At 72.5% G+C, this 23,304-nt stretch carries 20 protein-coding genes; 10 read left to right on the forward strand and 10 right to left on the reverse strand.

Annotated elements, in window-relative coordinates; all coding sequences use genetic code 11:
• Positions 1 to 25: 25 nt before the first annotated feature.
• Genes FHR78_RS02550 through FHR78_RS02560 form a run of 3 tightly spaced genes read left to right on the forward strand, consistent with a single transcriptional unit; the run spans position 26 to position 2,504 of the window.
• Positions 26 to 850: an ABC transporter substrate-binding protein gene (locus FHR78_RS02550; protein ID WP_166758931.1), complete on the forward strand. Its 825-nt coding sequence runs from the start codon at positions 26 to 28 to the stop codon at positions 848 to 850.
• Positions 814 to 1,719, forward strand: coding sequence for an ABC transporter permease subunit (locus tag FHR78_RS02555; protein ID WP_166758932.1), 906 nt, complete (start codon positions 814 to 816; stop codon positions 1,717 to 1,719). Before FHR78_RS02550 ends, FHR78_RS02555 begins: the two co-directional genes overlap by 37 nt.
• A 59-nt stretch (positions 1,720 to 1,778) precedes the next feature.
• Positions 1,779 to 2,504 (forward strand): amino acid ABC transporter ATP-binding protein, encoded by a 726-nt coding sequence (locus tag FHR78_RS02560; RefSeq protein WP_347878084.1) that lies wholly within the window; start codon positions 1,779 to 1,781, stop codon positions 2,502 to 2,504.
• Between the two features lie 103 nt (positions 2,505 to 2,607).
• Here the strand turns inward: FHR78_RS02560 and mmsB are convergent, their stop codons facing one another.
• From mmsB to chvE, 3 genes are all read right to left on the reverse strand, one after another.
• On the reverse strand, positions 2,608 to 3,762 hold the full coding sequence (gene mmsB / locus FHR78_RS02565; protein WP_166759670.1) for a multiple monosaccharide ABC transporter permease: 1,155 nt from the start codon (positions 3,760 to 3,762) through the stop codon (positions 2,608 to 2,610).
• A gap of 50 nt (positions 3,763 to 3,812) precedes the next feature.
• A complete protein-coding gene (gene mmsA / locus FHR78_RS02570) occupies positions 3,813 to 5,360 on the reverse strand; it encodes a multiple monosaccharide ABC transporter ATP-binding protein (RefSeq protein WP_166758934.1) in 1,548 nt (515 codons plus the stop codon).
• 71 nt (positions 5,361 to 5,431) lie between these two features.
• Positions 5,432 to 6,562 (reverse strand): multiple monosaccharide ABC transporter substrate-binding protein, encoded by a 1,131-nt coding sequence (gene chvE / locus FHR78_RS02575; protein WP_166758935.1) that lies wholly within the window; start codon positions 6,560 to 6,562, stop codon positions 5,432 to 5,434.
• 374 nt (positions 6,563 to 6,936) lie between these two features.
• On the opposite strand from chvE, the gene FHR78_RS02580 reads away from it, so the two are divergent.
• A complete protein-coding gene (locus FHR78_RS02580) occupies positions 6,937 to 7,629 on the forward strand; it encodes a YceI family protein (protein ID WP_166758936.1) in 693 nt (230 codons plus the stop codon).
• Here FHR78_RS02580 and FHR78_RS02585 read toward each other — a convergent pair.
• Positions 7,626 to 8,459: an NAD(P)H-hydrate dehydratase gene (locus FHR78_RS02585; protein ID WP_166758937.1), complete on the reverse strand. Its 834-nt coding sequence runs from the start codon at positions 8,457 to 8,459 to the stop codon at positions 7,626 to 7,628. The two genes, FHR78_RS02580 and FHR78_RS02585, sit on opposite strands and share 4 nt — an antisense overlap.
• Before the next feature lie 58 nt (positions 8,460 to 8,517).
• Here FHR78_RS02585 and FHR78_RS02590 point away from each other — a divergent pair, with 58 nt between their 5' ends.
• Positions 8,518 to 9,153, forward strand: a complete 636-nt coding sequence (locus FHR78_RS02590) for an HAD family hydrolase (protein ID WP_166758938.1) — start codon at positions 8,518 to 8,520, stop codon at positions 9,151 to 9,153.
• A gap of 92 nt (positions 9,154 to 9,245) precedes the next feature.
• Positions 9,246 to 10,307: an NADH:flavin oxidoreductase/NADH oxidase gene (locus FHR78_RS02595; RefSeq protein ID WP_347878085.1), complete on the forward strand. Its 1,062-nt coding sequence runs from the start codon at positions 9,246 to 9,248 to the stop codon at positions 10,305 to 10,307.
• 80 nt (positions 10,308 to 10,387) lie between these two features.
• Here the strand turns inward: FHR78_RS02595 and FHR78_RS02600 are convergent, their stop codons facing one another.
• The 3 genes from FHR78_RS02600 to FHR78_RS02610 form a co-directional block, all read right to left on the reverse strand.
• A complete protein-coding gene (locus FHR78_RS02600) occupies positions 10,388 to 11,425 on the reverse strand; it encodes a hemolysin family protein (RefSeq protein ID WP_166758940.1) in 1,038 nt (345 codons plus the stop codon).
• A complete protein-coding gene (locus tag FHR78_RS02605; RefSeq protein WP_166758941.1) occupies positions 11,422 to 12,849 on the reverse strand; it encodes a CNNM domain-containing protein in 1,428 nt (475 codons plus the stop codon). Before FHR78_RS02605 ends, FHR78_RS02600 begins: the two co-directional genes overlap by 4 nt.
• Before the next feature lie 145 nt (positions 12,850 to 12,994).
• Entirely contained in the window at positions 12,995 to 14,431 is a 1,437-nt protein-coding gene (locus FHR78_RS02610; protein WP_166758942.1) for a GuaB1 family IMP dehydrogenase-related protein, read from the reverse strand.
• 124 nt (positions 14,432 to 14,555) lie between these two features.
• On the opposite strand from FHR78_RS02610, the gene FHR78_RS02615 reads away from it, so the two are divergent.
• The gene (locus FHR78_RS02615) at positions 14,556 to 18,371 is read left to right on the forward strand and encodes a multifunctional oxoglutarate decarboxylase/oxoglutarate dehydrogenase thiamine pyrophosphate-binding subunit/dihydrolipoyllysine-residue succinyltransferase subunit (protein WP_347878018.1); all 3,816 of its coding nucleotides are present in this window, start codon (positions 14,556 to 14,558) and stop codon (positions 18,369 to 18,371) included.
• Between the two features lie 338 nt (positions 18,372 to 18,709).
• Here the strand turns inward: FHR78_RS02615 and FHR78_RS02620 are convergent, their stop codons facing one another.
• Positions 18,710 to 19,150, reverse strand: coding sequence for a GNAT family N-acetyltransferase (locus FHR78_RS02620; RefSeq protein ID WP_166758944.1), 441 nt, complete (start codon positions 19,148 to 19,150; stop codon positions 18,710 to 18,712).
• Between the two features lie 57 nt (positions 19,151 to 19,207).
• Here FHR78_RS02620 and FHR78_RS02625 point away from each other — a divergent pair, with 57 nt between their 5' ends.
• On the forward strand, positions 19,208 to 19,651 hold the full coding sequence (locus FHR78_RS02625; RefSeq protein ID WP_166758945.1) for a hypothetical protein: 444 nt from the start codon (positions 19,208 to 19,210) through the stop codon (positions 19,649 to 19,651).
• 49 nt (positions 19,652 to 19,700) lie between these two features.
• On the opposite strand, the gene FHR78_RS02630 is transcribed toward FHR78_RS02625, so the two are convergent.
• Positions 19,701 to 19,943, reverse strand: coding sequence for a zf-HC2 domain-containing protein (locus FHR78_RS02630; RefSeq protein WP_166758946.1), 243 nt, complete (start codon positions 19,941 to 19,943; stop codon positions 19,701 to 19,703).
• Positions 19,940 to 20,647 (reverse strand): sigma-70 family RNA polymerase sigma factor, encoded by a 708-nt coding sequence (locus tag FHR78_RS02635; protein ID WP_166758947.1) that lies wholly within the window; start codon positions 20,645 to 20,647, stop codon positions 19,940 to 19,942. The genes FHR78_RS02630 and FHR78_RS02635 overlap by 4 nt, the downstream gene beginning before the upstream one ends.
• 96 nt (positions 20,648 to 20,743) lie before the next feature.
• Between FHR78_RS02635 and aroA the strand changes: the two genes are divergently transcribed.
• Complete coding sequence (gene aroA / locus FHR78_RS02640; protein ID WP_166758948.1) at positions 20,744 to 22,162, forward strand: 3-phosphoshikimate 1-carboxyvinyltransferase; 1,419 nt, start codon at positions 20,744 to 20,746, stop codon at positions 22,160 to 22,162.
• A 7-nt stretch (positions 22,163 to 22,169) separates the two neighbouring features.
• Entirely contained in the window at positions 22,170 to 23,297 is a 1,128-nt protein-coding gene (gene rsgA, locus FHR78_RS02645) for a ribosome small subunit-dependent GTPase A (protein ID WP_166758949.1), read from the forward strand.
• The last annotated feature ends 7 nt before the right edge of the window (positions 23,298 to 23,304 follow it).

A 23,304-nucleotide genomic window follows, 5' to 3' on the forward strand; every position in this document is an offset into this window, starting at 1 on the left:
CGCGCGGACGGATATCCTGCCCCTCATGCCCCGCACCCGTCTCCGTCTCGCGGCCGCCGCCGTCTCCGTCGTCGCCGCCGTCGCCTCCCTGTCGGCCTGCGCCCCCACCTCCGGCTCGGGCGGGTCCGGCGACGGCCTCGTCACCGAGGGCAAGCTGACCGTCGCGACCGGCGAGCCGGCCTACAGCCCCTGGGTCGAGGACGACGACCCGACCACCGGCGAGGGCTTCGAGGCGGCGCTCGCCTACGCCGTCGCCGACCAGCTGGGCTACGCCGAGGACGACGTCGTCTGGGTGCGCTCGACCTTCGACGAGGCCATCGCCCCCGGCCCGAAGACGTTCGACCTGAACCTGCAGCAGTTCTCGATCACGGAGCAGCGAGCCAAGGCCGTCGACTTCTCGGCCCCCTACTACGAGACCCGCCAGGCGGTCGTCACGCTGCCCGGCAGCGCCGCCGAGGGCGCCACGAGCGTCGCCGACCTGGCCGACCTGGCGATCGGCGCGCAGAGCGGCACCACGAGCTTCACCGCAGCCGAGACGGTCATCGACCCCGAGGGCGGCGTGCAGGCCTACAACTCGAACGACGACGCCAAGGCGGCGCTCGAGGCGGGCCAGGTCGACGCCATCGTGCTCGACGTGCCGACCGCCACCTACTTCGTCGAGGGCGGCGTCGTGCTCGGCCAGCTCGCCGCCGAGGACGGCGCGAGCGACGAGCTCGGCATCGTGCTGCCCCTCGGCAGCGCCCTCACCGACGACGTGACCGACGCCGTCGAGGCCCTGCGCGCCGACGGCACCCTCGACCGGCTGCAGCAGCAGTGGCTGGCCGACTACGACCTGACGGAGCTCTCGTAGCCCCCACGGCGGTCGCCGTCGACGGCCCGCCCGTCAGCGACCTCGAGCTCGGCCGCCGCGCGTACCGCCGGCGACAGTCGGCGCGGTCGATCGCGATCGCCGCCGTCAGCACCGTCGCGTTCGCCGCGCTCGCCTGGTGGGCCGTGACGAGCACGCCCGGCTGGGACAGGGTCCGCTTCAGCTTCTTCGACGGCCCCACCCTGGTGGCGGCGTGGCCGCGCGTGCTCGAGGGCCTCTGGCTCAACGTGCGCGTGCTCCTCGTCGCCCTCGTGGGCGTGGCCGTGCTCTCCACGGTGCTGTCGGCGCTCCGCACGCTGCGCGGTCCCGTGTTCTTCCCCGTGCGTGCCCTCGTGCGCGGCTACACCGACCTGTTCCGCGGCCTGCCGCTGATCATCGTGCTCTACCTCGTCGGCTTCGGCGTGCCGGGGCTGGGCCTCGGCATCCCCCGGCTGCCGGCGGAGGTGTGGGGCACGGTCGCGCTCGTGCTCACCTACTCGGCCTACGTCAGCGAGGTCATCCGCGCCGGGCTCGACGCGGTGCACCCGTCCCAGCGGCTCGCGGCCCGCTCGCTCGGCCTCAGCCACGCCGCGACGCTGCGGCTCGTCGTGTTCCCCCAGGCGATCCGCAAGGTGACCCCGGCCCTGATGAACGACGTCGTCTCGATGCAGAAGGACGTGGGGCTCATCTCGGTGCTCGGCGCCGTCGACGCCGTGCGCGCCGCGCAGATCGAGACCGCGACGGCGGCGAACTTCACCCCGTACGTGCTCGCCGGGCTGCTCTTCGTGCTCCTGGCGCTGCCGACCGTCTGGCTGACCGACTGGCTGTCGGCCCGCCTCCGTCGTCGCGAGCAGGCAGGGAGCGTCGTGTGACCGAGCAGGGAGCCGAGCCCGGCACGACCGCAGGAGGCGCGGCGCACGACGCCGAGGTCGTGCTGCGCCTCGAGGGCGTCCGCAAGTCGTTCGGCGGCACGACCGTGCTCGACGGCGTCGACCTCGACGTGGCCCGCGACGAGGTCGTCGCGCTGATCGGCGCCAGCGGGTCGGGCAAGTCGACGCTGCTGCGCACCGTGAACCTGCTCGAGCAGGTCGACGACGGGCGCATCGTGCTCGACGGCCAGGACGTCACCGACCCGCGCGTGCGGGTCGACGCCGTGCGCGCCCGCATCGGCGTCGTGTTCCAGCACTACAACCTGTTCCCCCACCTCACGGTGCTCGACAACGTGTCGCTCGCGAGCCGGCACGTGCTGCGCCGCCCCCGGGCCGAGGCCGAGGCGCGCGCCCTCGAGCTGCTCGAGCGCGTCGGGCTCGGCGACAAGGCCCGGGCGTACCCGGACCGTCTGTCGGGCGGTCAGCAGCAGCGCGTCGCCATCGCGCGGGCGCTCGCGCCGAGGCCCACGGTGCTGCTGCTCGACGAGATCACGAGCGCCCTCGACCCCGAGCTCGTGGGCGAGGTCCTCGACCTCGTGCGCACGCTGAAGCAGGTGGGCACGACCATCCTCATGGCGACGCACGAGATGGCGTTCGCCCGCGACGTCGCCGACCGGGTGGTGTTCCTCGACGCCGGGCGCATCGCCGAGCAGGGGCCGCCCGCCCAGCTCTTCGCCGCGCCGCGCACGGAGCGGGCCCGCGAGTTCCTGTCGCGCGTCTCGGGCTGACGCCCGCCGCCTCCTCGGCCCCTCGACCGGCCGACGACGGGACGGGGCCCGGGGCGCCGTCGCGAGACGACTCCCCGGGCCCCGTGCCGCGCCGGCGCCGGGCTCAGCGGCGACGGCGCTTGCTGTAGACGTCGAAGGCGACGGCGAGCAGCAGCACCAGGCCCTTGATCACCTGCTGCCAGGCCGCGTCGACCGAGAGGATCGAGAGCCCCTGGTTGAGCACGCCCATGACGAGGCCGCCGATGACGGCGCCCACCACGGTGCCGATTCCGCCCTGCACCGCGGCGCCGCCGATGAACACCGCGGCGATGGCGTCGAGCTCGAAGCTCTGGCCGGCCGACGCGACGGCGCTGCCGGCGCGCGCCGTGCTGACGACGCCGGCGAGGCCGGCGAGCAGGCCCATGTTGACGAAGATGCCGAAGGTCACCCACTTCGTCTTCACGCCCGACATCATGGCGGCGTAGAGGTTGCCGCCCATCGCGTAGACGTGCCGTCCGAAGACCGTGCGCGTCAGCAGGAACGAGTACAGCAGCACGAGCGTCGCGAGGACGATGAGGATGATCGGCGTCCCGCGGTTGTAGGCCAGCAGGTAGCAGAGGTACATGATCGCGGCCACGGCGATGGCGATCTTGAGCACGAACGAGACGAGCCGCTCGCGGGGCAGCTCGAGCCGGCGCAGGTTCGCCCGGGCCCGCAGCTGCTGCGCGACGAGGCCCGCCGAGGCGAGCAGGCCGATGCCGAGCGTGAACAGGTCGGGCTGGCCCGTCGTCGGCAGGGTGCCCGAGCCGATCGAGTTGAACGCGCGGGGCAGGCCGCTGATCGTGCCGCCCGTGAGCAGCACGAGGGCGATGCCGCGGAACACGAGCATGCCCGCCAGCGTCACGATGAACGCCGGGATGCCGACGAACGCGACCCAGAAGCCCTGCCACGCGCCGATCAGCGCGCCGACGAGCAGCGCGAGCGCGACGGCGACGCCCCACGGCAGGCCCCAGTCGTTCATGGCGAGGGCGGCGACCGCGCCGACCGTGGCGACCACGGAGCCGACCGAGAGGTCGATGTGGCCCGCGATGATGACGATCACCATGCCGATGGCGAGGATCAGCACGTAGGCGTTCTGCTGGATCAGGTTGCTCACGTTGCCCGGGTAGAGCAGGCGGCCCTCCGTCAGCACCTGGAACAGCAGCACGATCACGAGCAGGGCGGCGAGGATGCCGTACTGGCGCATGTCGATGCGCAGCCGCCGCTTGGCCCCCGGCATCGGCTGCGGTGCGGGCGGCGGGGCGGACGGACGAGGAGGTGCGGTGGTGGTCACGAGGCTTCTGCTCCTAGGTTCCTGGTCGCGGTCATGTGGCGCATCAGCTCTTCCTGGCTGGCGTCGGCGCGCGAGAGCTCGGCCGTGAGCCGCCCCTCGGCGATGGTGTAGATGCGGTCGGAGAGGCCGATCAGCTCGGGCAGCTCGCTCGAGATGACGATGACGGCCTTCCCCTGGGCGGCCATCTCGGCGATGATCCCGTAGATCTCGTACTTCGCCCCGACGTCGATGCCCCGGGTGGGCTCGTCGAGGATCAGCACGTCGGGTCCCGAGTAGATCCACTTGCTGAGGACGACCTTCTGCTGGTTTCCGCCCGAGAGGTTCCCCACGACGGACGAGACCGACGGGGTCTTGATGTTCATCTGACGGCGGTAGTCGTCCGCGACCGCGTACTCGCGGTTCCGGTCGATGACGCCGAGCCGGGCGAGCTTGCCCAGCGCGGCCGCCGAGACGTTGACCGTGATGCTGCCGATGAGGTTGAGGCCGTAGCGCTTGCGGTCCTCCGTGACGTAGGCGATGCCGTTGCGGATCGCCTCCCCCACCGTGCGGGTCTGGATCTCGACGCCGTCCTTGTAGACGCGGCCCGAGATGTCGCTGCCGTAGGAGCGGCCGAAGAGGCTCATCGCGAGCTCGGTCCGCCCTGCCCCCATCAGCCCGGCGAAGCCGACGATCTCGCCGGCCCGCACCGTGAACGACGCGTGGTCGACGACGACGCGGTCGGCGTCGACGGGGTGGTGCACGGTCCAGTCCTCGACGCGCAGCTTCTCGGCGCCGATGTCGGGCACCCGCGGGGGGAACTGGGCGTCGAGCGGCCGGCCGACCATGGCGCGGATGATGCGCGTCTCGATCTCCGGGGTGTCCGCGACGGCGAACGCCTCGATGGTCCTGCCGTCGCGGATGACGGTGACCGTGTCGGCGATCGCGCGGATCTCGCCCAGCTTGTGGCTGATGATGATGGAGGTGATGCCCTGGTCGCGCAGCTGGTCGATCAGCCCCAGCAGGTGCGCCGAGTCATCGTCGTTGAGGGCGGCCGTCGGCTCGTCGAGGATGAGCAGCTTCACCTCCTTCGACAGGGCCTTGGCGATCTCGACGAGCTGCTGCTTGCCGACGCCGAGCTCGAGCACCTTGGTGACCGGGCTCTCGGCGAGGCCCACCCTGGCCAGCAGGGCCGTGGCCTCGAGGTTGGTGCGGTTCCAGTCGATGACGCCGCCGCGCTGCACCTCGTTGCCGAGGAAGATGTTCTCGGCGATCGACAGGAACGGGCTGAGCGCGAGCTCCTGGTGGATGATCACCACGCCGTCGCGCTCGCTGTCGTTGATCGACGAGTAGCGCACGGGCTCGCCGTCGAGCTCGATGACGCCGTCGAAGCTGCCGTGCGGGTAGACGCCCGACAGCACCTTCATCAGCGTCGACTTGCCGGCGCCGTTCTCGCCGCAGATCGCGTGCACCTCGCCGCGGCGCACGCTGACGGAGACGCCGTCGAGCGCGCGGACGCCGCTGAACTCCTTGACGATGTCGGTCATCTTGAGGATGACGTCGTCCATGTGGTCCTCGTTCCGGGTCGGGGAGCCGGCGGCGGCCCCGAGGGGGCCGCCGCCGGCACGGGGAGGTGGGATCAGAGACCGACGTCGGAGGCGTCGACGAACCCGGAGTCGACGAGGACCGACTGGACGTCGTCCTTCGTCACGACGACGGGGTCGAGCAGGTACGCCGGGACGACCTTGACGCCGTTGTCGTACGTCTCGGTGTCGTTCGTCTCGGGCTCGTCGCCCGCCACGATCGACGCGATCATCGCCTGCACCTGGGTGCCGAGCTCACGGGTGTCCTTCCAGACGGTCATCGACTGCTGGTCGGCGAGGATCGCCTTGACGTTGGCGACGTCGGCGTCCTGGCCCGTGATGATGGGCCAGTCCGACCCGGCCTGGTAGCCGGCGGCGTCGAGGCTGGCCTCGATGCCGAGGGCGAGGCTGTCGTTGGGCGAGAGGACGACGTCGACCTTCTCGCCGCCCGTGTAGAACGACTGGAGGCGGTTGTCCATCTCGGCCTGGGCGTCGTCCGAGCCCCAGCCGAGGATGCCGATGGCCTTCCAGCCGTCGTCGTCGGCCGGTGCCTTGCCGCTCGGCACCGTGAGGACGCCGCTCTCGACGTAGGGCTGCAGGACGTCCCACGCACCGGCGAAGAAGAAGCCGGCGTTGTTGTCGTCGGGGCTGCCGGCGAAGGGCTCCATCGTGAAGGGCCCCTTCTCGCCGTCGGCCAGGCCGAGCTGGTCGACGATGTACTCGCCCTGCAGCTGGCCGACCTTGTAGTTGTCGAAGGTGGCGTAGTAGTCGACCGCCTCCGTGCCGTTGATGAGACGGTCGTAGGCGATGACCTTCACGTCCTGCGAGGCGGCGTCCTCGAGCACGGGCCCGAGGGTCTGGCCGTCGATGGCGGCGACGACGAGGATCTTCGCACCGCCCGCGACCTGGTTCTGGATCTGGCTGATCTGCTGGTCGGTCTTGTTGTCGGCGTACTGCAGGTCGACGGTGCAGTCGTCGCCCTCCAGCTTCTCCTTCAGGCCCTCGCCGTCGTTGATCCAGCGCTCGAGGCTGCGGGTCGGCATGCTGATGCCGACGTTGCAGTCGGCGCCGGAGGCGTCGCCGCCGCCCGAGCCTCCGCCGGACGAGCCGGCGGGGGCACACGCGGCGAGACCGGCGACGAGGCCGACCGTGAGGGCCGCGACGGAGATCTTTCGTGCTGTGGTCATGGTGCGGATCCTTTCGATGGGATCTGCCCGGGCGACACCGGCCGCGGCTCCCCCGGGTGTCCGGGGAGCGTGGCGGCCGTGGTTCATCGTCGAACCGGTCCAGATCGAGCTGTACTGCGCTGTCCTGCTCGAGGCCGACGTGGGTGCGTCGGCTATTTGTTGGCCCTCGGAACATATAGCCGGGAGGCGGTCGACACCAGGGGTCGACGGCCTCGTTACCCAATCGAGATGAACGATGCTCGGGTCGGTGCAGATGCGAGATCTTCTGCCCGCTCTGCAATTTCACAGGCTTCGTTTAAGGTGTCGCGGGACGCTGCCCCTGGCACGCCGTGCCGACCCACGCCCAGCGCCGCAGACCGACCAGGAGACAGACCATGAAGAAGAAGACCGGGATCGTGCTCGGAGTGGCGGCCGTCGTCGTGGTGGGCGTCGGCGTCACCGCCGCCGTCGCCGGGCCCGCGTTCTACCGCGACGTGATCGTGGGCGAGCCCGAGGCCGCGCCCACCGTGTCCGTGACGCCCGGCGCCACGACCATCGACACCAGCGACCTCTCCGGCACCTGGGCCGTCGGCGACGGCAGCACGGCGGGCTACCGCGTGGACGAGGTGCTGAACGGCACCGACGTCACCGTCGTCGGCAGCACCGACCAGGTGACCGGCTCGGTCACGGTCGACGGCGACGCCGTGACCGCGGCGACCGTCGAGGTCGACGTGGCGAGCATCGCCACCGACAGCGCGAACCGCGACGGCTACTTCCGGGACGACGCGATGGAGGCGTCGACGTACCCCACGGCGACCTTCGTCCTCTCCGAGCCCATCGACGCGGGCGTGCCCGCCGACGGCGAGGTCGAGACCGTCGAGGCGACGGGCGACCTCACGATGCACGGCGTGACGAAGAGCGTGACCGTCTCGCTGCAGGCCGCCCTCTCCGGCGACGGCGTCCAGGTCAGCGGGTCGGTCCCGGTGACGTTCAGCGACTTCGGCGTCGAGGCGCCCAGCTTCGGCTTCGTCCAGGTCGAGGACTCGGGCACGGTCGAGTTCCTCGTGTCGGCGACGCCCGCCTCCTAGGTCCGGCGCAGCAGCCCCGCGATCGTCGCCGGCAGCGCGTCGACGAGACCCAGCACCGTCAGCGGCCCTCCCCCGCTCGCCCTCTCGGCGGCGAGGCCGTGCACGACGGCCGCGGTCGCGGCGAGACGGGCGAGGGCGTCCTCCTGCTCGAGCGCGACGTCCGCGTGGGTCGCGACGAGCGCGCCCAGCACGCCGCCGAGGGCGTCGCCCGCACCGGCCGTCGCGAGCCACGAGGGGGCGCTCTCCGCGACGAGCCGCGTGCCCCCGGCCGACGCCACGTGGGTGCGGTGGCCCTTCACGAGCACCGTGCAGCCCCACTCGCCCGCCGCCCGCGCCGCCGCCTCGGCCGGGTCGGCGGCGACGTCGTCGACCGACCGGCCCGTGGCCCGCGCGAGCTCGCGGAAGTGCGGCGTGACGACGACCCGCCCCGTCGCCCGCTCGCGCAAGCCGATCGCGCCCGCGTCGAGCACCAGGGGCAGCCCCGAGGAGGCGGCGGTCTCGAATCCGTCGGAGGTCTCGTCGTCGAGGTGGTCCGGGTCCACCCCGGAGCCGAGCAGCCAGGCCTGCACCCGGCCCGGGCTCGTGACGGCCTCCGGGCGGCGGTGCAGCACGAAGTCCGAGGCCCGGGCGGGCCCGAGGTAGCGGAGCATGCCGACCCCCGTGTGCAGCGCCGCCTCTACGCCGAGCACCGCGGCGCCCGGGTAGGCCGTCGAGCCGGTCACGACGCCGAGCACGCCGCGGCTGTACTTGTCGTCGTCCGCGGCGGGCACGGCGATCCAGTCGGCGGCGTCGGCGGGGGTCCAGGGGGCAGGGCGGGAGTCGGTGGTCACGCCCCGACGCTAGTCGACCGCACCGCGGCGACGTCCACGGCGCCGATACGGTGGAGCGATGAGCATCTCCCTCCCCGGCCGCACCGTCGTCTTCGACTACGGCGAGGTGATCTCCCGGTTCCCGGACGACGCCTCGCGACGCCGCATCGAGGACCTCGCGGGCGTCGACCCCGCCGCGCTGTGGGCCAGCTACGGAGCCCACCGGCACGCCCTCGACCACGGCCGCCTCACCGCGACCGCGTACTGGCGCGCGGTCGAGGCCGACACCGGCGCCTCCTGGTCGCGCACGCGCGTCCACGAGCTGTGGGCCGCGGACTTCCCGTCGTGGTTCGTGCCCGAGCCCGGCACGCTCGACGTGATCGCCGACCTGTCCGACGGCGGCACCCGCCTGGCGATCCTCTCGAACGCCGGCCTCGACTTCTCGTCGCCGTTCCGGCACTCGCCCCTCGGCGACCTGTTCGAGCACGTCTTCGTCAGCGCCGAGCTCGACGATCTCAAGCCCTCGGCCTCGATCTTCCGCCACGTCCTCGCCGAGCTCGGAACAACCGCGGCCGACACGGTGTTCATCGACAACAGGTCCGACAACGTCGAGGCCGCCCGGGCGCTCGGCATCACCGGGCACCTGTTCACCGGCCCCGAGCCGCTCCGGCTCTTCGTCGAGGGCCTCGCGGGCCACCCCACCGAAAGGCGATGACCGCTCTCGTGACCCAGACGGACGCAGCACCCACCACCTCCTCCGCCCCCTCCTCGACGACGGGCGCGGCCGCCGCGCACCTCTTCGACCCGATCAGCCTGCGCGGCACGACGTTCCGCAACCGGCTCTGGGTCGCGCCGATGTGCCAGTACTCGGCCGACGAGCAGGACGGCGTCGCCACCGACTGGCACCTCGTGCACCTCGGCTCGCTCGCCCGGGGAGGCGCGGGCGCGGTCATCTCGGAGGCCGCGGCCGTGACGCCCGAGGGCCGCATCTCGCCCCAGGACCTCGGCATCTGGAACGACGAGCAGGTCGCCGCACTCGCGCCGATCACCGCGTTCGTCCGGGCCCAGGGCTCGGTCCCCGGCATCCAGCTCGCCCACGCCGGACGCAAGGCGTCGACCTTCCGCCCGTGGAGCGAGACGCAGGGCAGCGTGCCCGAGAGCGAGGGCGGCTGGCCGACGGTCGCCCCCTCCGCCGTCGCCTTCGAGGGCTACGCCGAGCCCCGGGCCATGACGCACGACGAGGTCGTCGAGACCGTCGAGGCGTTCCGGGTCGCCGCCCGCCGCTCGGTCGAGGCCGGCTTCGGGCTCATCGAGCTGCACGCCGCCCACGGCTACCTGCTGCACCAGTTCCTGTCGCCGCTCAGCAACCGGCGCACCGACGAGTACGGCGGCTCCCTCGAGAACCGGGCGCGCCTCCTCGTCGACGTGGTCCGCGCCGTCCGGGCCGAGGTCGGCGACGACCTGCCCCTGCTGGTCCGCTTCTCGGCCACCGACTGGGCCGAGGGCGGGTGGGACGAGCAGGAGACCGCGACCGTCGCCGCCTGGTCGCGCGACGCCGGCGCCGACCTGTTCGACATCTCGACCGGCGGCCTCGTCGCCGGGGTGACCATCCCCGTCGGGCTCGGCTACCAGGTGCCCTTCGCCCAGCACGTCCGCGAGACGGCCGAGGTCGACACGGGGGCCGTCGGGCTCATCGTCTCGGCCCGCCAGGCGGAGGACGTCGTCGCCGAGGGCCGGGCCGACGTCGTGCTCATGGCGCGGGAGTTCCTCCGCGACCCGCACTTCCCGCTGCGCGCCGCGGCCGAGCTGGGCGTCGAGCTCGACTACTGGCCCGCCCAGTACCAGCGCGCCCCGTTCCGCACGGCCTAGCGGGCACACGACGACGACGGCCGCGTCGCCCCTCGGGGCGGCGCGGCCGTCGTCGTGTGCACGACCCGCACCGTGCGGCGCTACGAGCGCCGGGTCGCGTCCTGGACCTCGCCGATGAGCTCCTCGAGGATGTCCTCGAGGAACAGCACCCCGCGGGTGTCGCCCCGCTCGTCGAACGACCGGGCGACGTGCACGCCGCTGCGGCGCATGGTCGCGAGGGCGTCCTCGAGCTCGGTGCCCTGGTAGATCGAGATCAGCTGGCGGATGCGCTTCGGCGGCACCGGGTCGCCGAACTCGTCCTCGTCGAGGTCGATGACGTCCTTCAGGTGCAGGTACCCCGTGGGGTCGCCCGCGTCGTCCACGAGCACGTAGCGCGAGAAGCCGTTGACCGCCACGGCCCGCTCGACGTCGCCGGGCGTGGCGTCCTCGGGCAGGGTGACGAGGCCCGACATCGGCACGGCCACGTCGTCGACCGTCTTCTCGGTGAACTCGAACGCCGCCTGCAGCGTGCCGCTGCCGTCGCGCAGGGTGCCCTCGCGCTGCGACTGCGCCACGATCGTGGCCACCTCGTCGACCGTGTAGGCGCTGGCCGCCTCGTCCTTCGGCTCGACGCGGAACGCCCGCAGGACGGCGTTCGCCGACCAGTTGAGCGACACCACGACGACGTGCAGGAGGCGCGCCACGGCCACCAGCGGAGGCGCGAGCAGCAGCGCCGCCCGGTCCGGCAGCGAGAACGAGATGTTCTTCGGCACCATCTCGCCGAGCACCACGTGCAGGAACGACACGAGCAGCAGCGTGATGACGAACCCGACGACGCTCACGAGCTCCTCGCTGAGGCCGGTCAGGCCGAGCGGGCCCTCGAGGAGGTGGTGGATCGAGGGCTCGGAGACGTTGAGGATGAGCAGCGAGCAGATGGTGATGCCGAGCTGGGTCGTCGCCAGCATCATCGTCGCGTGCTCCATGGCCCACAACGTGGTCTTCGCGGCCCGGCTGCCTGCCTCGGCCCGCGGCTCGATCTGCGACCGCCTGGCCGAGATGACGGCGAACTCGGCCGCCACGAAGAACGCGTTGCCCATGAGCAGCACGACGAGCCAGACGATGCCCCACCAGTCGCTCATCGGGTCGCCTCCTTCGCGCGGGCGTCGGAGTCGCGCATCGACGACGGCGCCCCCGAGCGACCGGTGCGCTCGGAGCGACCGCCGCGCTCGGACCGACCGCCGCCGGCCGCGACCTCGTCGGCGACCTCGTCCTCGGGCGTCGGGGTGAACCGGACCCGGTCGATCCGGCGGCCGTCGAGGCGCTCGACGCGGAACGTGCCCGCCTCGGCCTCGACGACGTCGCCGACGACGGGCAGGCGCCCGAGCTCGCTCATGACCCAGCCGCCCACGGTCTCCCACGGGCCCTCGTCGGGGACCTTGACCGAGGCGCGCTCGAGCAGCTCGTCCGGGCGCAGCAGCCCGGGGAACGTGAGCCAGTTGCGCGAGCGGACCACGTCGACCCGGCTGCGGTCGTGCTCGTCGGAGACCTCGCCCACGAGCTCCTCGATGAGGTCCTCGAGGGTGACGACTCCGGCCGTGCCGCCGTACTCGTCGACGACGACGGCCATCTGGTAGCCGCGGCCGCGGACCTCGCCCAGCAGGTTGTCGAGGGTCATGGTCTCGGGCACGCGAACGGCGTCGGTGAGCAGGGCTGAAACGGGCACGTCGGCGCGCTTCTCCCGGGGCACCGAGACGGCCTGCTTCACGTGGACGAGGCCGACGACGTCGTCGATGCCGTCGTCGGTGACCGGGAACCGGGACAGGCCGGTGCGCCGAGCCAGCTGCAGCACGGTCTCGGCCGAGTCGGTCCGGGTGACGGTCGACAGCCGCGGCCGCGGCGTCATCACGTCGGAGGCGGTGTGGTCGCTGAAGGCCAGGGTGCGGGCCAGCAGGGTGGCGGTGTCGAGGTCGAGGCTTCCCTCGAAGGCGGACCGGCGCACCAGCGACGACAGCTCCTCGGCGGTGCGGGCCCCCGAGAGCTCTTCTTTCGGCTCGATGCCGACGCCGCGCAGGATCGCGTTGGCCGTGTTGTTGAGCAGCGCGACGGCCGGCTTGAACACGGTCGTGAAGCCGACCTGGAACGGGATCACGAGCTTCGCCGTGCGCAGCGGCAGCGCGAGCGCGAAGTTCTTCGGCACGAGCTCGCCGACGATCATCGAGAGCAGCGTGGCGACGACGATGGCGACCACGGGCCCGCCCACCGTGACGACGGGCTCGGGCACGCCGACCGCGAGGAGGGGCGGCGCGAGCAGCCGGGAGATCGCCGGCTCCATCGTGTAGCCGGTCAGCAGGGTCGTCAGCGTGATGCCGAGCTGCGCGCTCGACAGGTGCGTGGACGTGATGCGGAGGGCGCCGATCGTGGGCGCGAGGCCCTTCTCGCCCTTCGACTGTCGGGCTTCGAGGTCCGAGCGGTCGAGGTTGACCAGCGAGAACTCGCTGGCCACGAAGAGACCGGTGCCGATCGTGAGGACGATGCCGATGGCGAGCAGGATCCACTCGTTCACGACGACGGAGCACCGCCCTCGGTCGTCCGGACGGCGGACGGGGCCGGATGGTGAGGGGGCACGGCGGGCTGAGACGGAGGGTCATCCATAGGGAGGTGATCCTATCCGCTGACCGGCCCCTCCGTCACTCGTCTCGAGGTCCCGGTCACCAGCTGACGGGGAGCGCCTTGCCCTCTTCGTAGCCGGCCGCCGACTGCACGCCGACGAGGGCCCGCTCGGCGAACTCGGGCAGCGTGCGGGCGCCGGCGTAGGTGAACGAGCTGCGGACGCCCGAGGTGATCATGTCGAGCAGGTCCTCGACGCCGGGCCGCAGCGGGTCGAGGTAGATCCGCGACGACGAGATCCCCTCGGCGAACAGCGTCTTGCGGGCCAGCTCGAACGGGTCGAGCCGCCCGAACCTGCCCTGGACCGCCTTGGTCGAGGCCATGCCCCAGCTCTCCTTGTACAGGCCGCGCTCGTCGCTCGCGAGCTCGCCGGGCGCCTCGACGGTGCCGGCGAACCACGAGCCGATCATGACCGACGACGCCCCGGCCGCGAGGGCCAGCGCCACGTCGCGCGGGTAGCGGACTCCCCCGTCGGCCCAGACGTGCGCGCCCAGCGCGCGTGCCGTGGCGGCCGTCTCGAGCACGGCCGAGAACTGGGGACGGCCCACGGCGGTCATCATGCGGGTGGTGCACATCGCGCCGGGGCCGACGCCGACCTTGACGACGTCCGCGCCCGCACCGACCAGGTGGCGCACCGCCTCCTCGGTGACGACGTTGCCCGCGACGATCGGCAGGCCCAGCCGCGCACCCGCCACGGTCTTGACCGCGGCCACCATGCCGTCCTGGTCGCCGTGGGCCGTGTCGAGCACGAGCACGTCGACGCCGGCGGCGGCCAGTGCCCGGGCCTTCTGCTCGACGTCGCCGTTGATGCCGACGGCGGCGGCGACCCGGAGGCGCCCGTCGCGGTCGACCGCGGGCTGGTAGATCGTCGACCGCAGGGCGCCCTTGCGGCTCACCGTGCCCACGACCCGGCCGTGCCGCAGCACCGGCGCGAAGTCGATCTCGGCGGCGACCATGCGGTCGAAGGCCGCCCGCGGCGAGTCGACGTCGTCGGCGTCGAGCGAGGTGAGGGCGCCGTGCAGCAGGTCGCCGAGCACGGCGTCGCGCGGGGCGGTGGCGAGCCGGGAGGCGGCGATGCAGCCGAGGAACGAGCCGTCGGAGTCGTGCAGCACGATGCCGTGGCCCTCGACGGCGGGCACGCGCGTGAGGGCCGACGCGACGGTCTCGCCCGGGTCGAGCGACCAGGGCGTGTCCCACTCGACGGGCTGCGACTTGACCCAGCGGATGGCCGCGTCCAGCTCTTGCAGGGGCATGTCCTGCGGCAGCACGCCGAGGCCGCCGCGGCGGGCCAGGGTCGCGGCGAGGCGGGGGCCGGTGACGGAGTTCATGTTCGCCGAGACGATCGGCACCGTCGCGCCCGTGCCGTCGCCCGGCGCGAGCGACACGTCCAGGCGGCTGGTGACCGACGAGCGGCTCGGGACCAGGAAGACGTCGGAGTACGTCAGGTCGTGGGTCGGCGTCGTCTCGTAGAACCTCATGGCCCCCACGGTAATCCCTGCGGGTCGTCCAGACGCGGCCCGGCGGACCTTGTTAAGCTGTCTCCCGGCGGGCGCCGCTGCCCGCCGCGACATCGAACGATCAACGGAGAGTGGGCGATCGGCTGTGACGAGCCACGTGACGGGAACGACCGACGAGGGCGCCTTCGGGGCCAACGAGTGGCTGGTCGACGAGCTCTACGAGCAGTGGGTGGTCGACAAGAACTCGGTCGACGAGTCGTGGTGGCCCGTGCTCGAGGCGTACACGCCCTCCGACGGAGGCGCGGGCGCTGCCCCCGCGACCTCCTCCGCTCCCGAGGGCGCCGCCTCCTCGGCCCCCGCCCCTGAGCCCTCGTCCACCGAGGGCGGCCAGGCGCAGATCCCCGACGAGGTGACCGGCGCGCCCGGCCAGAACGAGCCCGCGGCGCCCGCCCCGGCCCCCGCCGCGCCCGCCGGCAAGAAGGCCGCCAAGACGACGTCGGTCGAGCCGTCGGAGAAGCCCATCCCCGCCGACTCTCCGGCCAAGGCCCCCGAGAAGCCCCGCACCAGCGCCGAGCCCACGCCGGAGCCCGAGGCCACCGTCGCCCCCCTGCGCGGCATGGCGAAGTCGCTCGCGACGAACATGGACGCCAGCCTCAGCGTGCCGACGGCCACCAGCGTCCGCACCGTCGCGGCGAAGCTGATGATCGACAACCGCATCGTCATCAACAACCACCTCAAGCGCGCCCGGGGCGGCAAGGTGTCGTTCACGCACCTCATCGGCTGGGCGCTCGTGCAGGCCCTGAAGGAGTTCCCGAGCCAGAACGTCTTCTACGACGAGGTCGACGGCAAGCCCTCGGTCGTCACCCCGGCGCACATCAACCTCGGCCTCGCGATCGACATCCCCAAGCCCGACGGCACGCGGGCGCTGCTCGTGCCCGGCATCAAGAAGGCCGACGAGATGACCTTCGCCGACTTCCTGTCGGCCTACGAGGACGTCGTCCGCCGGGCCCGTGACAACAAGCTCACCGCCGCCGACTTCCAGGGCAACACGATCTCGCTGACGAACCCCGGCGGCATCGGCACGGTGCACAGCGTGCCGCGTCTCATGAAGGGCGCGGGGTCGATCATCGGCGCCGGCGCGCTCGACTACCCGGCCGAGTTCCAGGGCACGTCGGCGAAGACGCTCGTCGAGCTCGGCATCGGCAAGACCGTCACCCTGACGAGCACCTACGACCACCGCGTCATCCAGGGCGCCGGCTCGGGCGAGTTCCTCAAGAAGGTCAACGAGCTGCTCATCGGCCAGCGCCGCTTCTACGAGGACATCTTCTCGGCGCTCCGCATCCCCTACGAGCCCATCCACTGGAACCCCGACATCAACGTCAACCTCGCCGAGCGCGTGGGCAAGACGGCCCGCGTGCAGGAGCTCATCAACAGCTACCGCGTGCGCGGCCACCTCATGGCCGACATCGACCCGCTGCAGTACCGCCAGCGCTCGCACCCCGACCTGGCGATCGAGAGCCACGGCCTGACCTTCTGGGACCTCGACCGCGAGTTCGTCACCGGCGGCCTCGGCGGGCACACCTCCGCGCTGCTGCGCGACATCCTCGGCATCCTGCGCGACTCGTACTGCCGCACCATCGGCGTCGAGTACATGCACATCCAGGACCCGGCCCAGCGCGCCTGGGTGCAGCAGCACGTCGAGGTGCCCTACGTGAAGCCCTCGCACGACGAGCAGATGCGCATCCTCGCGAAGCTCAACGAAGCCGAGGCGTTCGAGACGTTCCTGCAGACGAAGTACGTCGGCCAGAAGCGCTTCAGCCTCGAGGGCGGCGAGTCGACCATCGCCCTGCTCGACACGGTCATCCAGCAGGCCGCCCGCGAGGGTCTGGACGAGGTCGCCATCGGCATGGCGCACCGCGGCCGCCTGAACGTGCTCACGAACATCGCCGGCAAGACCTACGGCCAGATCTTCCGCGAGTTCGAGGGCACCCAGGACCCGAAGACCGTGCAGGGCTCGGGCGACGTCAAGTACCACCTCGGCACGGAGGGCGAGTTCACCAGCGCCACCGGCGAGACCATCCCCGTCTACCTCGCGGCGAACCCGTCGCACCTCGAGGCCGGCGACGGCGTGCTCGAGGGCATCGTCCGGGCCAAGCAGGACCGCGGCCCCCGCGGCGCCTTCAACACGCTGCCGATCCTCATCCACGGCGACGCGGCCATGGCCGGCCAGGGCGTCGTCGTCGAGACGCTGCAGATGTCGATGCTGCGCGGCTACCGCGTCGGCGGCACCGTCCACGTCGTCATCAACAACCAGGTCGGGTTCACGACTCCCCCGACCGAGTCGCGCTCGTCGATCTACTCGACCGACGTCGCCAAGACGATCCAGGCGCCGGTGTTCCACGTCAACGGCGACGACCCCGAGGCCGTCGCCCGCGTCGCCGAGCTGGCGTTCTCGTACCGCCAGCAGTTCAAGCGCGACGTCGTCGTCGACCTCATCTGCTACCGCCGCCGCGGGCACAACGAGGGCGACGACCCCTCGATGACGCAGCCGCTGATGTACAACCTGATCGAGGCGAAGCGCAGCGTGCGCACGCTCTACACCGAGGCCCTCGTGGGCCGCGGCGACATCACCCAAGATGAATACGACGGCGCGCACCGCGACTTCCAGGATCGCCTCGAGCGCGCCTTCGCCGAGACCCACGCGGCGCAGACCGGCTCGATGCCGGTCGTCACCGACGACGCGGGCGACGTCGAAGACCTGGAGCGACCCCAGTCGCAGCGCGACGACCGCTCGGGCGAGCCCGAGACCACGGGCGTCGACCTCGAGCTCGTCCACGCGATCGGCGACGCGCACGACAACCCGCCCGAGGGCTTCTCCGTGCACCCGAAGCTCTCGCAGCTGCTCAAGAAGCGCGTCGACATGAGCCGCAACGGCGGCATCGACTGGGCCTTCGCCGAGCTGCTCGCCATGGGCTCCGTGCTCACCGAGGGCACGCCGGTGCGCCTCGCCGGCCAGGACAGCCGCCGCGGCACCTTCGTGCAGCGCCACTCGGTGCTGCACGACCGCGAGAACGGCCAGGAGTGGCTGCCCCTGCAGAACATCTCCGACGACCAGGCGAACCTCTGGATCTACGACTCGCTGCTCAGCGAGTACGCGGCCATGGCGTTCGAGTACGGCTACTCGGTCGAGCGGGCCGACGCGCTCGTCATGTGGGAGGCGCAGTTCGGCGACTTCAGCAACGGCGCCCAGACCGTCATCGACGAGTTCATCTCGAGCGCCGAGCAGAAGTGGGGCCAGCGCTCCAGCGTGGTGCTGCTGCTGCCGCACGGCTACGAGGGCCAGGGCCCCGACCACTCGTCGGCCCGCATGGAGCGGTTCCTGCAGCTGTGCGCCGAGGACAACATGACCATCGCGCGTCCCTCGACCCCCGCCTCCTACTTCCACCTGCTGCGCCGCCAGGCCTACGCCCGTCCGCGTCGACCGCTCGTCGTGTTCACGCCCAAGGCGATGCTGCGCCTCCGCGGCGCGACGAGCGGGGTGGAGGCCTTCACGAGCGGCCGCTTCGAGCCCGTGCTCGACTGCACCCGCGTGCAGGACCCGTCGGCGACGAAGCGCATCGTGCTGCACTCCGGCAAGATCCACTACGACCTGACCGCCGAGCTGGACAAGCGCGGCGTGCAGGACGACATCGCGCTCGTCCGTCTCGAGCAGCTCTACCCGCTGCCGCTCGAGCGCATCCGTGAGGTGCTGTCGCGCTACCCCTCCGCCGAGCTCGTCTGGGCCCAGGAGGAGCCGGAGAACCAGGGCGCCTGGCCGTTCGTCGTGCTCGAGCTGCAGAAGCACCTCGACCGGCCGATCACGGTCGCCTCGCGCCCGGCGTCCGCCTCGCCCGCGGCCGGCTCGACCAAGGCCAGCGCCGCGCAGCAGGCCGACCTGATCGCCCGGGCGCTGACGCTCTAGCCCCGGCGCCGACGACGGCCGCCCCCTCCTCGCGGAGCGGGCGGCCGTCGTCGTCCCGGCGCACGGTCGGGAGGGTCGCACCACGTGGGTGAGCGCGCGTCAGGTGACGCGACGCGGGCGTCAGGCGCACGTCGAACCCCGCCCCGCGCCACCTGAGGTCGACTCAGCCCGGGACGAGCGAGTGAGGGCGCGTCATGTGCCGCGGCGAGGGCGCCGTCTGCACCTCGCGGCCCGTCACGCGACACATGAGCCCGACTCGCGCGGTCGTGAGAGGTCGGGTGCGCGACGGGGCGAGCGGACGCCGTCGGGGTGAGGGGGCGCTGTCGGGGCGCCGGGGCTCAGACGAGCTTCGAGTAGCGCACGCCCGCCTCGTGGTAGCCGCGCTTGCGGTAGAAGCGGTGCGCCGAGTCCGTGGCCGCGGCGGAGACGGCCTCGAGGGTGCGGGCGCCGTGCCCGCGCGACCAGTCCTCGAAGTGCTGCAGCAGGTGCGAGCCCGTGCCGTCGCGGCGGGCCGTCTCGCCGACGACGAGCAGCAGCAGCTGTGCCGTCGGCGCGTCGGCGTTGTAGGCCCAGCGCACGTGGCCGCCCGCGACGGCCGTCACGCGCCCGTCGGCGCCGCGCACGACCCAGGTCTCGTGGCCGGCGGCGGCCGTCAGGTGCCCGAGCCGGGCCGAGAGCACCTCGGCGTCGAGCGAGTGGCCGAGCAGCCCGATGAGGGCGACCAGGTCGTCGAGGTCGTCGGCGGTCGGGTTGGCGAGGACTTCCACCGTGGCGGTCATGCGACGACGCTAGCGCAGCTCGACGCCCCGTGACGTCGGCAGATAGGGTCGAGGACCATGGGTCTCTTCACACGGAACTCGACGCCCGAGCAGCAGGTCGCCGACGAGGCCGCCCGCTTCGTGCGGTCGGTCGGCAAGGGCGGGCACCGCGACGACGCGGCCGCCCTCGACTTCAGCCCGGCCTCGGTCGACTCGCTCGACGGCGTCCTCGCCCGCCACCGGGGCGACGTCGACGCCGACGGAGTGCCCGACGCGGTGTCGTTCGGCGCCGCGTGCTACTTCTTCGAGACGGTCCGCCGCGAGTACGGCGGCCGGCTCTGCTCCGGCACGGGCGACGACCCCCTGGTGCTGGTCGTCGGCGAGCCCGACTTCCGCCTCTGCGTGCCGGCCGTGTCGAAGGTCGTCCAGCGCACGGGCGACGCGGGCGACCCCTCGCTGCGGCTGCTCTGGGACGACGTCGTCGAGCACGCACGCCGCCGCGAGGACGCGACCCTGGCCTGATCCGCGCGGCCGGCCTCCCGACCGCCCGCCAGGCTCCGGGGCCTGGCGCCTAGTGCGACGCCTGCAGGTCGCGCAGGCGTGCCAGCACGGTCGAGCGCAGGTCCTCCGGCGCGGTCTCCTTGCAGGCACGCTGCACGGCCTCGGTGAGGACGACGCCCACGTGGTGCTCGCCCGAGCAGTCGGCGCAGGTGCGCATGTGCTCTCGGATGTCGGCGGCGTCCTCGCGGCAGAGCTCGTCGTGCAGGAACTCCTCGAGCTCGGCCTTCGCCTTGTCGCAACCGCAGTCGGTCATTTGTCGCTGCCCTTCGTCGTCGTGCCGGCCGGCACCGCGATCCCTCGGTCGCGGGCATAGTCGGCGAGTAGTCCCCGCAGGAGTCGGCGACCGCGGTGCAGGCGGCTCATCACCGTGCCCACGGGCGTCTTCATGATGTCGGCGATCTCCTGGTACGAGAAGCCCTCGACGTCGGCGAAGTAGACCGCCATGCGGAAGTCTTCGGGGACCTTCTGCAGCGCGTCCTTGACGGCGCTGTCGGGGAGGTGGTCGATCGCCTCGGCCTCGGCGGAGCGCGTGGACCCGGAGGCGCGGGTCGCCGACTCGGCGCCGCCCATCTGCCAGTCCTCGAGCTCGTCGATCGTGCCCTGGTAGGGGTCGCGCTGCTTCTTGCGGTACGTGTTGATGAACGTGTTGGTCTGGATCCGGTAGAGCCAGGCCTTGAGGTTCGTGCCCTGCTGGAACTGCCGGAACGCCGCGAACGCCTTGACGAACGTCTCCTGCACGAGGTCGGAGGCGTCGGCCGGGTTGCGCGTCATCCGCATCGCCGCCGCGTAGAGCTGGTCCATGAACGGCAGGGCCTGCTCCTCGAAGAGGGCCCGCAGGTCGGGCTCGCCCTCGTCCGACGCCTCGACGGCCTCGACGACGGCGGCCTCCGCCTCGTCGACGGCAGGGGCGGTCGCGCTGGTCGCGGGGGTGGGCTCGTGGCCCTCGGGGGTGCTCATCACGGCCGATTCTAGTTCGGCCACGGTGATCCGCCTCGGTGCAAGTGCTGTGGGCACGCGTCCTCCAGGTCGTCGCTGCATTACCCTGGTGAACCGATGCAGGTGTACAGGTATTCCGGGCCCGAGTTCTCTCCCTACGACGACGGCGGCGTGCCCCCGGAGGTCGACGACGGGCGCTGGGTCGCGCCCCGTGCCGCCGGCCCGCTGCGCGCCTCCTTGTCGCTGCCCGGGTCGAAGTCGCTGACGAACCGCGAGCTGGTGCTCTCGGCCCTCGCCGACTCCCCCTCGACCCTGCACGCGCCGCTCCACTCGCGCGACACCGCGCTGATGATCGCCGCCCTGCGGGCCCTCGGCACGACGATCGACGAGCTCGAGTCGGGCGAGCCGTTCGGCCCCGACCTCGTCGTCACGCCCGGCGAGCTCGCCGGCGGCGCCACCGTCGACTGCGGCCTCGCCGGCACCGTGATGCGGTTCCTGCCGCCGGTCGCGGCGCTCGCCCTCGGGCCGGTGACCTTCGACGGCGACGAGGCCGCCCGACGGCGCCCCATGCGCGCCACCCTCGACTCGCTCCGCGCCCTGGGCGTCGACGTGTCGGACGACGGCCGGGGCTCGCTGCCGTTCAGCCTCTACGGCACCGGCGAGGTCGAGGGCGGCGAGGTCGAGATCGACGCGTCGGCCTCGAGCCAGTTCGTCTCGGGCCTGCTGCTCTCGGCGCCGCGCTTCGCCCGCGGGCTGACGCTGCGGCACACCGGCGACGTGCTCCCCAGCACCCCGCACATCGAGATGACGATCGACGCGCTGGCCCGGCGCGGAGTGACGGTCGCGACGCCCGAGCCGGGCGTGTGGGACGTCGCGCCGGCCCCGATCGCCGGGCGCGAGCTCACGATCGAGCCCGACCTGTCGAACGCCGCGCCGTTCCTCGTCGGGGCCCTCGTGGCCGGCGGCACCGTCTCGATCGCGCACTGGCCCGTCGAGACGACGCAGGTCGGGGCCGACCTGATCGAGCTGCTGCCGCTCTGGGGCGCGACCGTCTCGCTCGACGGCGACGTGCTCACGGTCGACGGCGGGGTCGGCCTCGTCGGCGGCGGCTCGCTGCCCGGCGTCGACGTCGACCTGTCGCGCGGGGGCGAGCTGGCCCCCGCCCTCGTCGCCCTCGCGGCCCTCGCCTCCGGGCCGAGCACCCTGACGGGCATCGGGCACCTCCGCGGGCACGAGACCGACCGCCTCGCCGCGCTGGCGAGCGAGATCTCGGCGCTCGGCGGGCTCGTCACCGAGCTCGACGACGGCCTCCGGGTCGAGCCTGCGCCCCTGCACGCCGGCCAGTGGCGCACCTACGGCGACCACCGCATGGCCCACGCGGCCGCGATCATCGGCCTGGCCGTCGACGGCGTCGAGCTCGACGACGTGCGGGTCGTCTCGAAGACGCTGCCGCAGTTCGTCGACCTCTGGGACGATCTGCTCGGGCGTCGGGTCGTCGAGCGACCCGCCGACATCGACCTGCTCGGGTTCCTGTAGGCCCCCGGTGAGCTGGTGGAGCGACGGCGACGACGCCGCGGACGACGAGGCCTGGGGCCAGTACGACGAGAGCTCGGTGCGACAGCGCCCGAACCCGAAGGCGAACCGCCCCCGCACCAAGCAGCGGCCCGCCTACGCGGACGCCGAGGAGGGGGTGGTCTGGACCGTCGACCGCGGTCGCTACGGCGTGCTGATGGACGCCGGCACCCCCGACGAGCGCGAGATCACGACAGCCCGCGCCCGAGAGCTGGGCAAGAAGAGCGTCGTCACCGGTGACCGGGTGGGGGTCGTCGGCGACACGAGCGGGTCCGAGGGGTCCCTGGCGCGCATCGTCAAGGTGCACGAGAGAACGACGCTGCTGCGTCGCAGTGCCGACGACAGCGACGCCGTCGAGCGGGTCATCGTCGCGAACGCCGACCAGATGCTGATCGTCGTCGCGGCCGCCGACCCCGAGCCGCGCCCGAGGCTCGTCGACCGCTACATGGTCGCCGCCTTCGACGCCGGCGTCGAGCCGGTCCTCTGCATCACGAAGACCGACCTCGCCGACCCGGCCCCGTTCGCGGCGCACTTCGCGTGCCTCGACCTGCGCATCGTGACCACCACCTCCACGTCGTTCGACGCCCAGGCCGACGGCTCGCCGTCGCCCGTGCTCGACGAGCTGCGCGAGCTGCTCGACGGGCACGTGACCGTCACCGTCGGGCACTCGGGGGTCGGCAAGTCGACCCTCGTCAACGCCCTCACCGGTGCTCAGCGCGAGGTCGGCGTCGTCAACGCGGTGACCGGACGCGGGCGGCACACCTCGTCGTCGACCGTGTCGTTCAAGGTCCCGAGCGGCGGCTGGATCGTCGACACCCCCGGCGTGCGCTCGTTCGGGCTGGGGCACGTCGACCCGGAGAACATCCTCCGCTCGTTCGCCCGGCACGCCCGCCCCTCCGAGAAGCCCTCCCGCGACGGCATCCCGCTGGCCGAGGCGCACGACTGGGAGATCGTCGACCGGGTCGAGGCCGGCGAGCTCGGCGACGTCGGCCGCGAGCGGCTCGCCTCGCTGCAGACGCTGCTCGCCTCGAAGGGCGGCGTCAGCGGCCGCGAGCAGGCCGCCCGCGACGAGGACGCCCGCTCGGACGAGCAGCCCTAGCCCGCGG

It is taken from the genome of Frigoribacterium faeni (genome assembly GCF_011761235.1).
GTDB classification, from domain to species: Bacteria; Actinomycetota; Actinomycetes; order Actinomycetales; family Microbacteriaceae; genus Frigoribacterium; species Frigoribacterium faeni_A.

What these genes read in the sequence shown, in the direction of transcription:
- FHR78_RS02550 (WP_166758931.1), top strand. Translation starts at nt 26, where the DNA reads ATGCCCCGCACCCGTCTCCGTCTCGCGGCCGCCGCCGTCTCCGTCGTC.
- mmsB (WP_166759670.1), bottom strand. Translation starts at nt 3,762, where the DNA reads ATGCCGGGGGCCAAGCGGCGGCTGCGCATCGACATGCGCCAGTACGGC.
- mmsA (WP_166758934.1), bottom strand. Translation starts at nt 5,360, where the DNA reads ATGGACGACGTCATCCTCAAGATGACCGACATCGTCAAGGAGTTCAGC.
- chvE (WP_166758935.1), bottom strand. Translation starts at nt 6,562, where the DNA reads ATGACCACAGCACGAAAGATCTCCGTCGCGGCCCTCACGGTCGGCCTC.
- FHR78_RS02580 (WP_166758936.1), top strand. Translation starts at nt 6,937, where the DNA reads ATGAAGAAGAAGACCGGGATCGTGCTCGGAGTGGCGGCCGTCGTCGTG.
- FHR78_RS02590 (WP_166758938.1), top strand. Translation starts at nt 8,518, where the DNA reads ATGAGCATCTCCCTCCCCGGCCGCACCGTCGTCTTCGACTACGGCGAG.
- FHR78_RS02600 (WP_166758940.1), bottom strand. Translation starts at nt 11,425, where the DNA reads ATGAGCGACTGGTGGGGCATCGTCTGGCTCGTCGTGCTGCTCATGGGC.
- FHR78_RS02610 (WP_166758942.1), bottom strand. Translation starts at nt 14,431, where the DNA reads ATGAGGTTCTACGAGACGACGCCGACCCACGACCTGACGTACTCCGAC.
- FHR78_RS02620 (WP_166758944.1), bottom strand. Translation starts at nt 19,150, where the DNA reads ATGACCGCCACGGTGGAAGTCCTCGCCAACCCGACCGCCGACGACCTC.
- FHR78_RS02625 (WP_166758945.1), top strand. Translation starts at nt 19,208, where the DNA reads ATGGGTCTCTTCACACGGAACTCGACGCCCGAGCAGCAGGTCGCCGAC.
- FHR78_RS02630 (WP_166758946.1), bottom strand. Translation starts at nt 19,943, where the DNA reads ATGACCGACTGCGGTTGCGACAAGGCGAAGGCCGAGCTCGAGGAGTTC.
- FHR78_RS02635 (WP_166758947.1), bottom strand. Translation starts at nt 20,647, where the DNA reads ATGAGCACCCCCGAGGGCCACGAGCCCACCCCCGCGACCAGCGCGACC.
- aroA (WP_166758948.1), top strand. Translation starts at nt 20,744, where the DNA reads ATGCAGGTGTACAGGTATTCCGGGCCCGAGTTCTCTCCCTACGACGAC.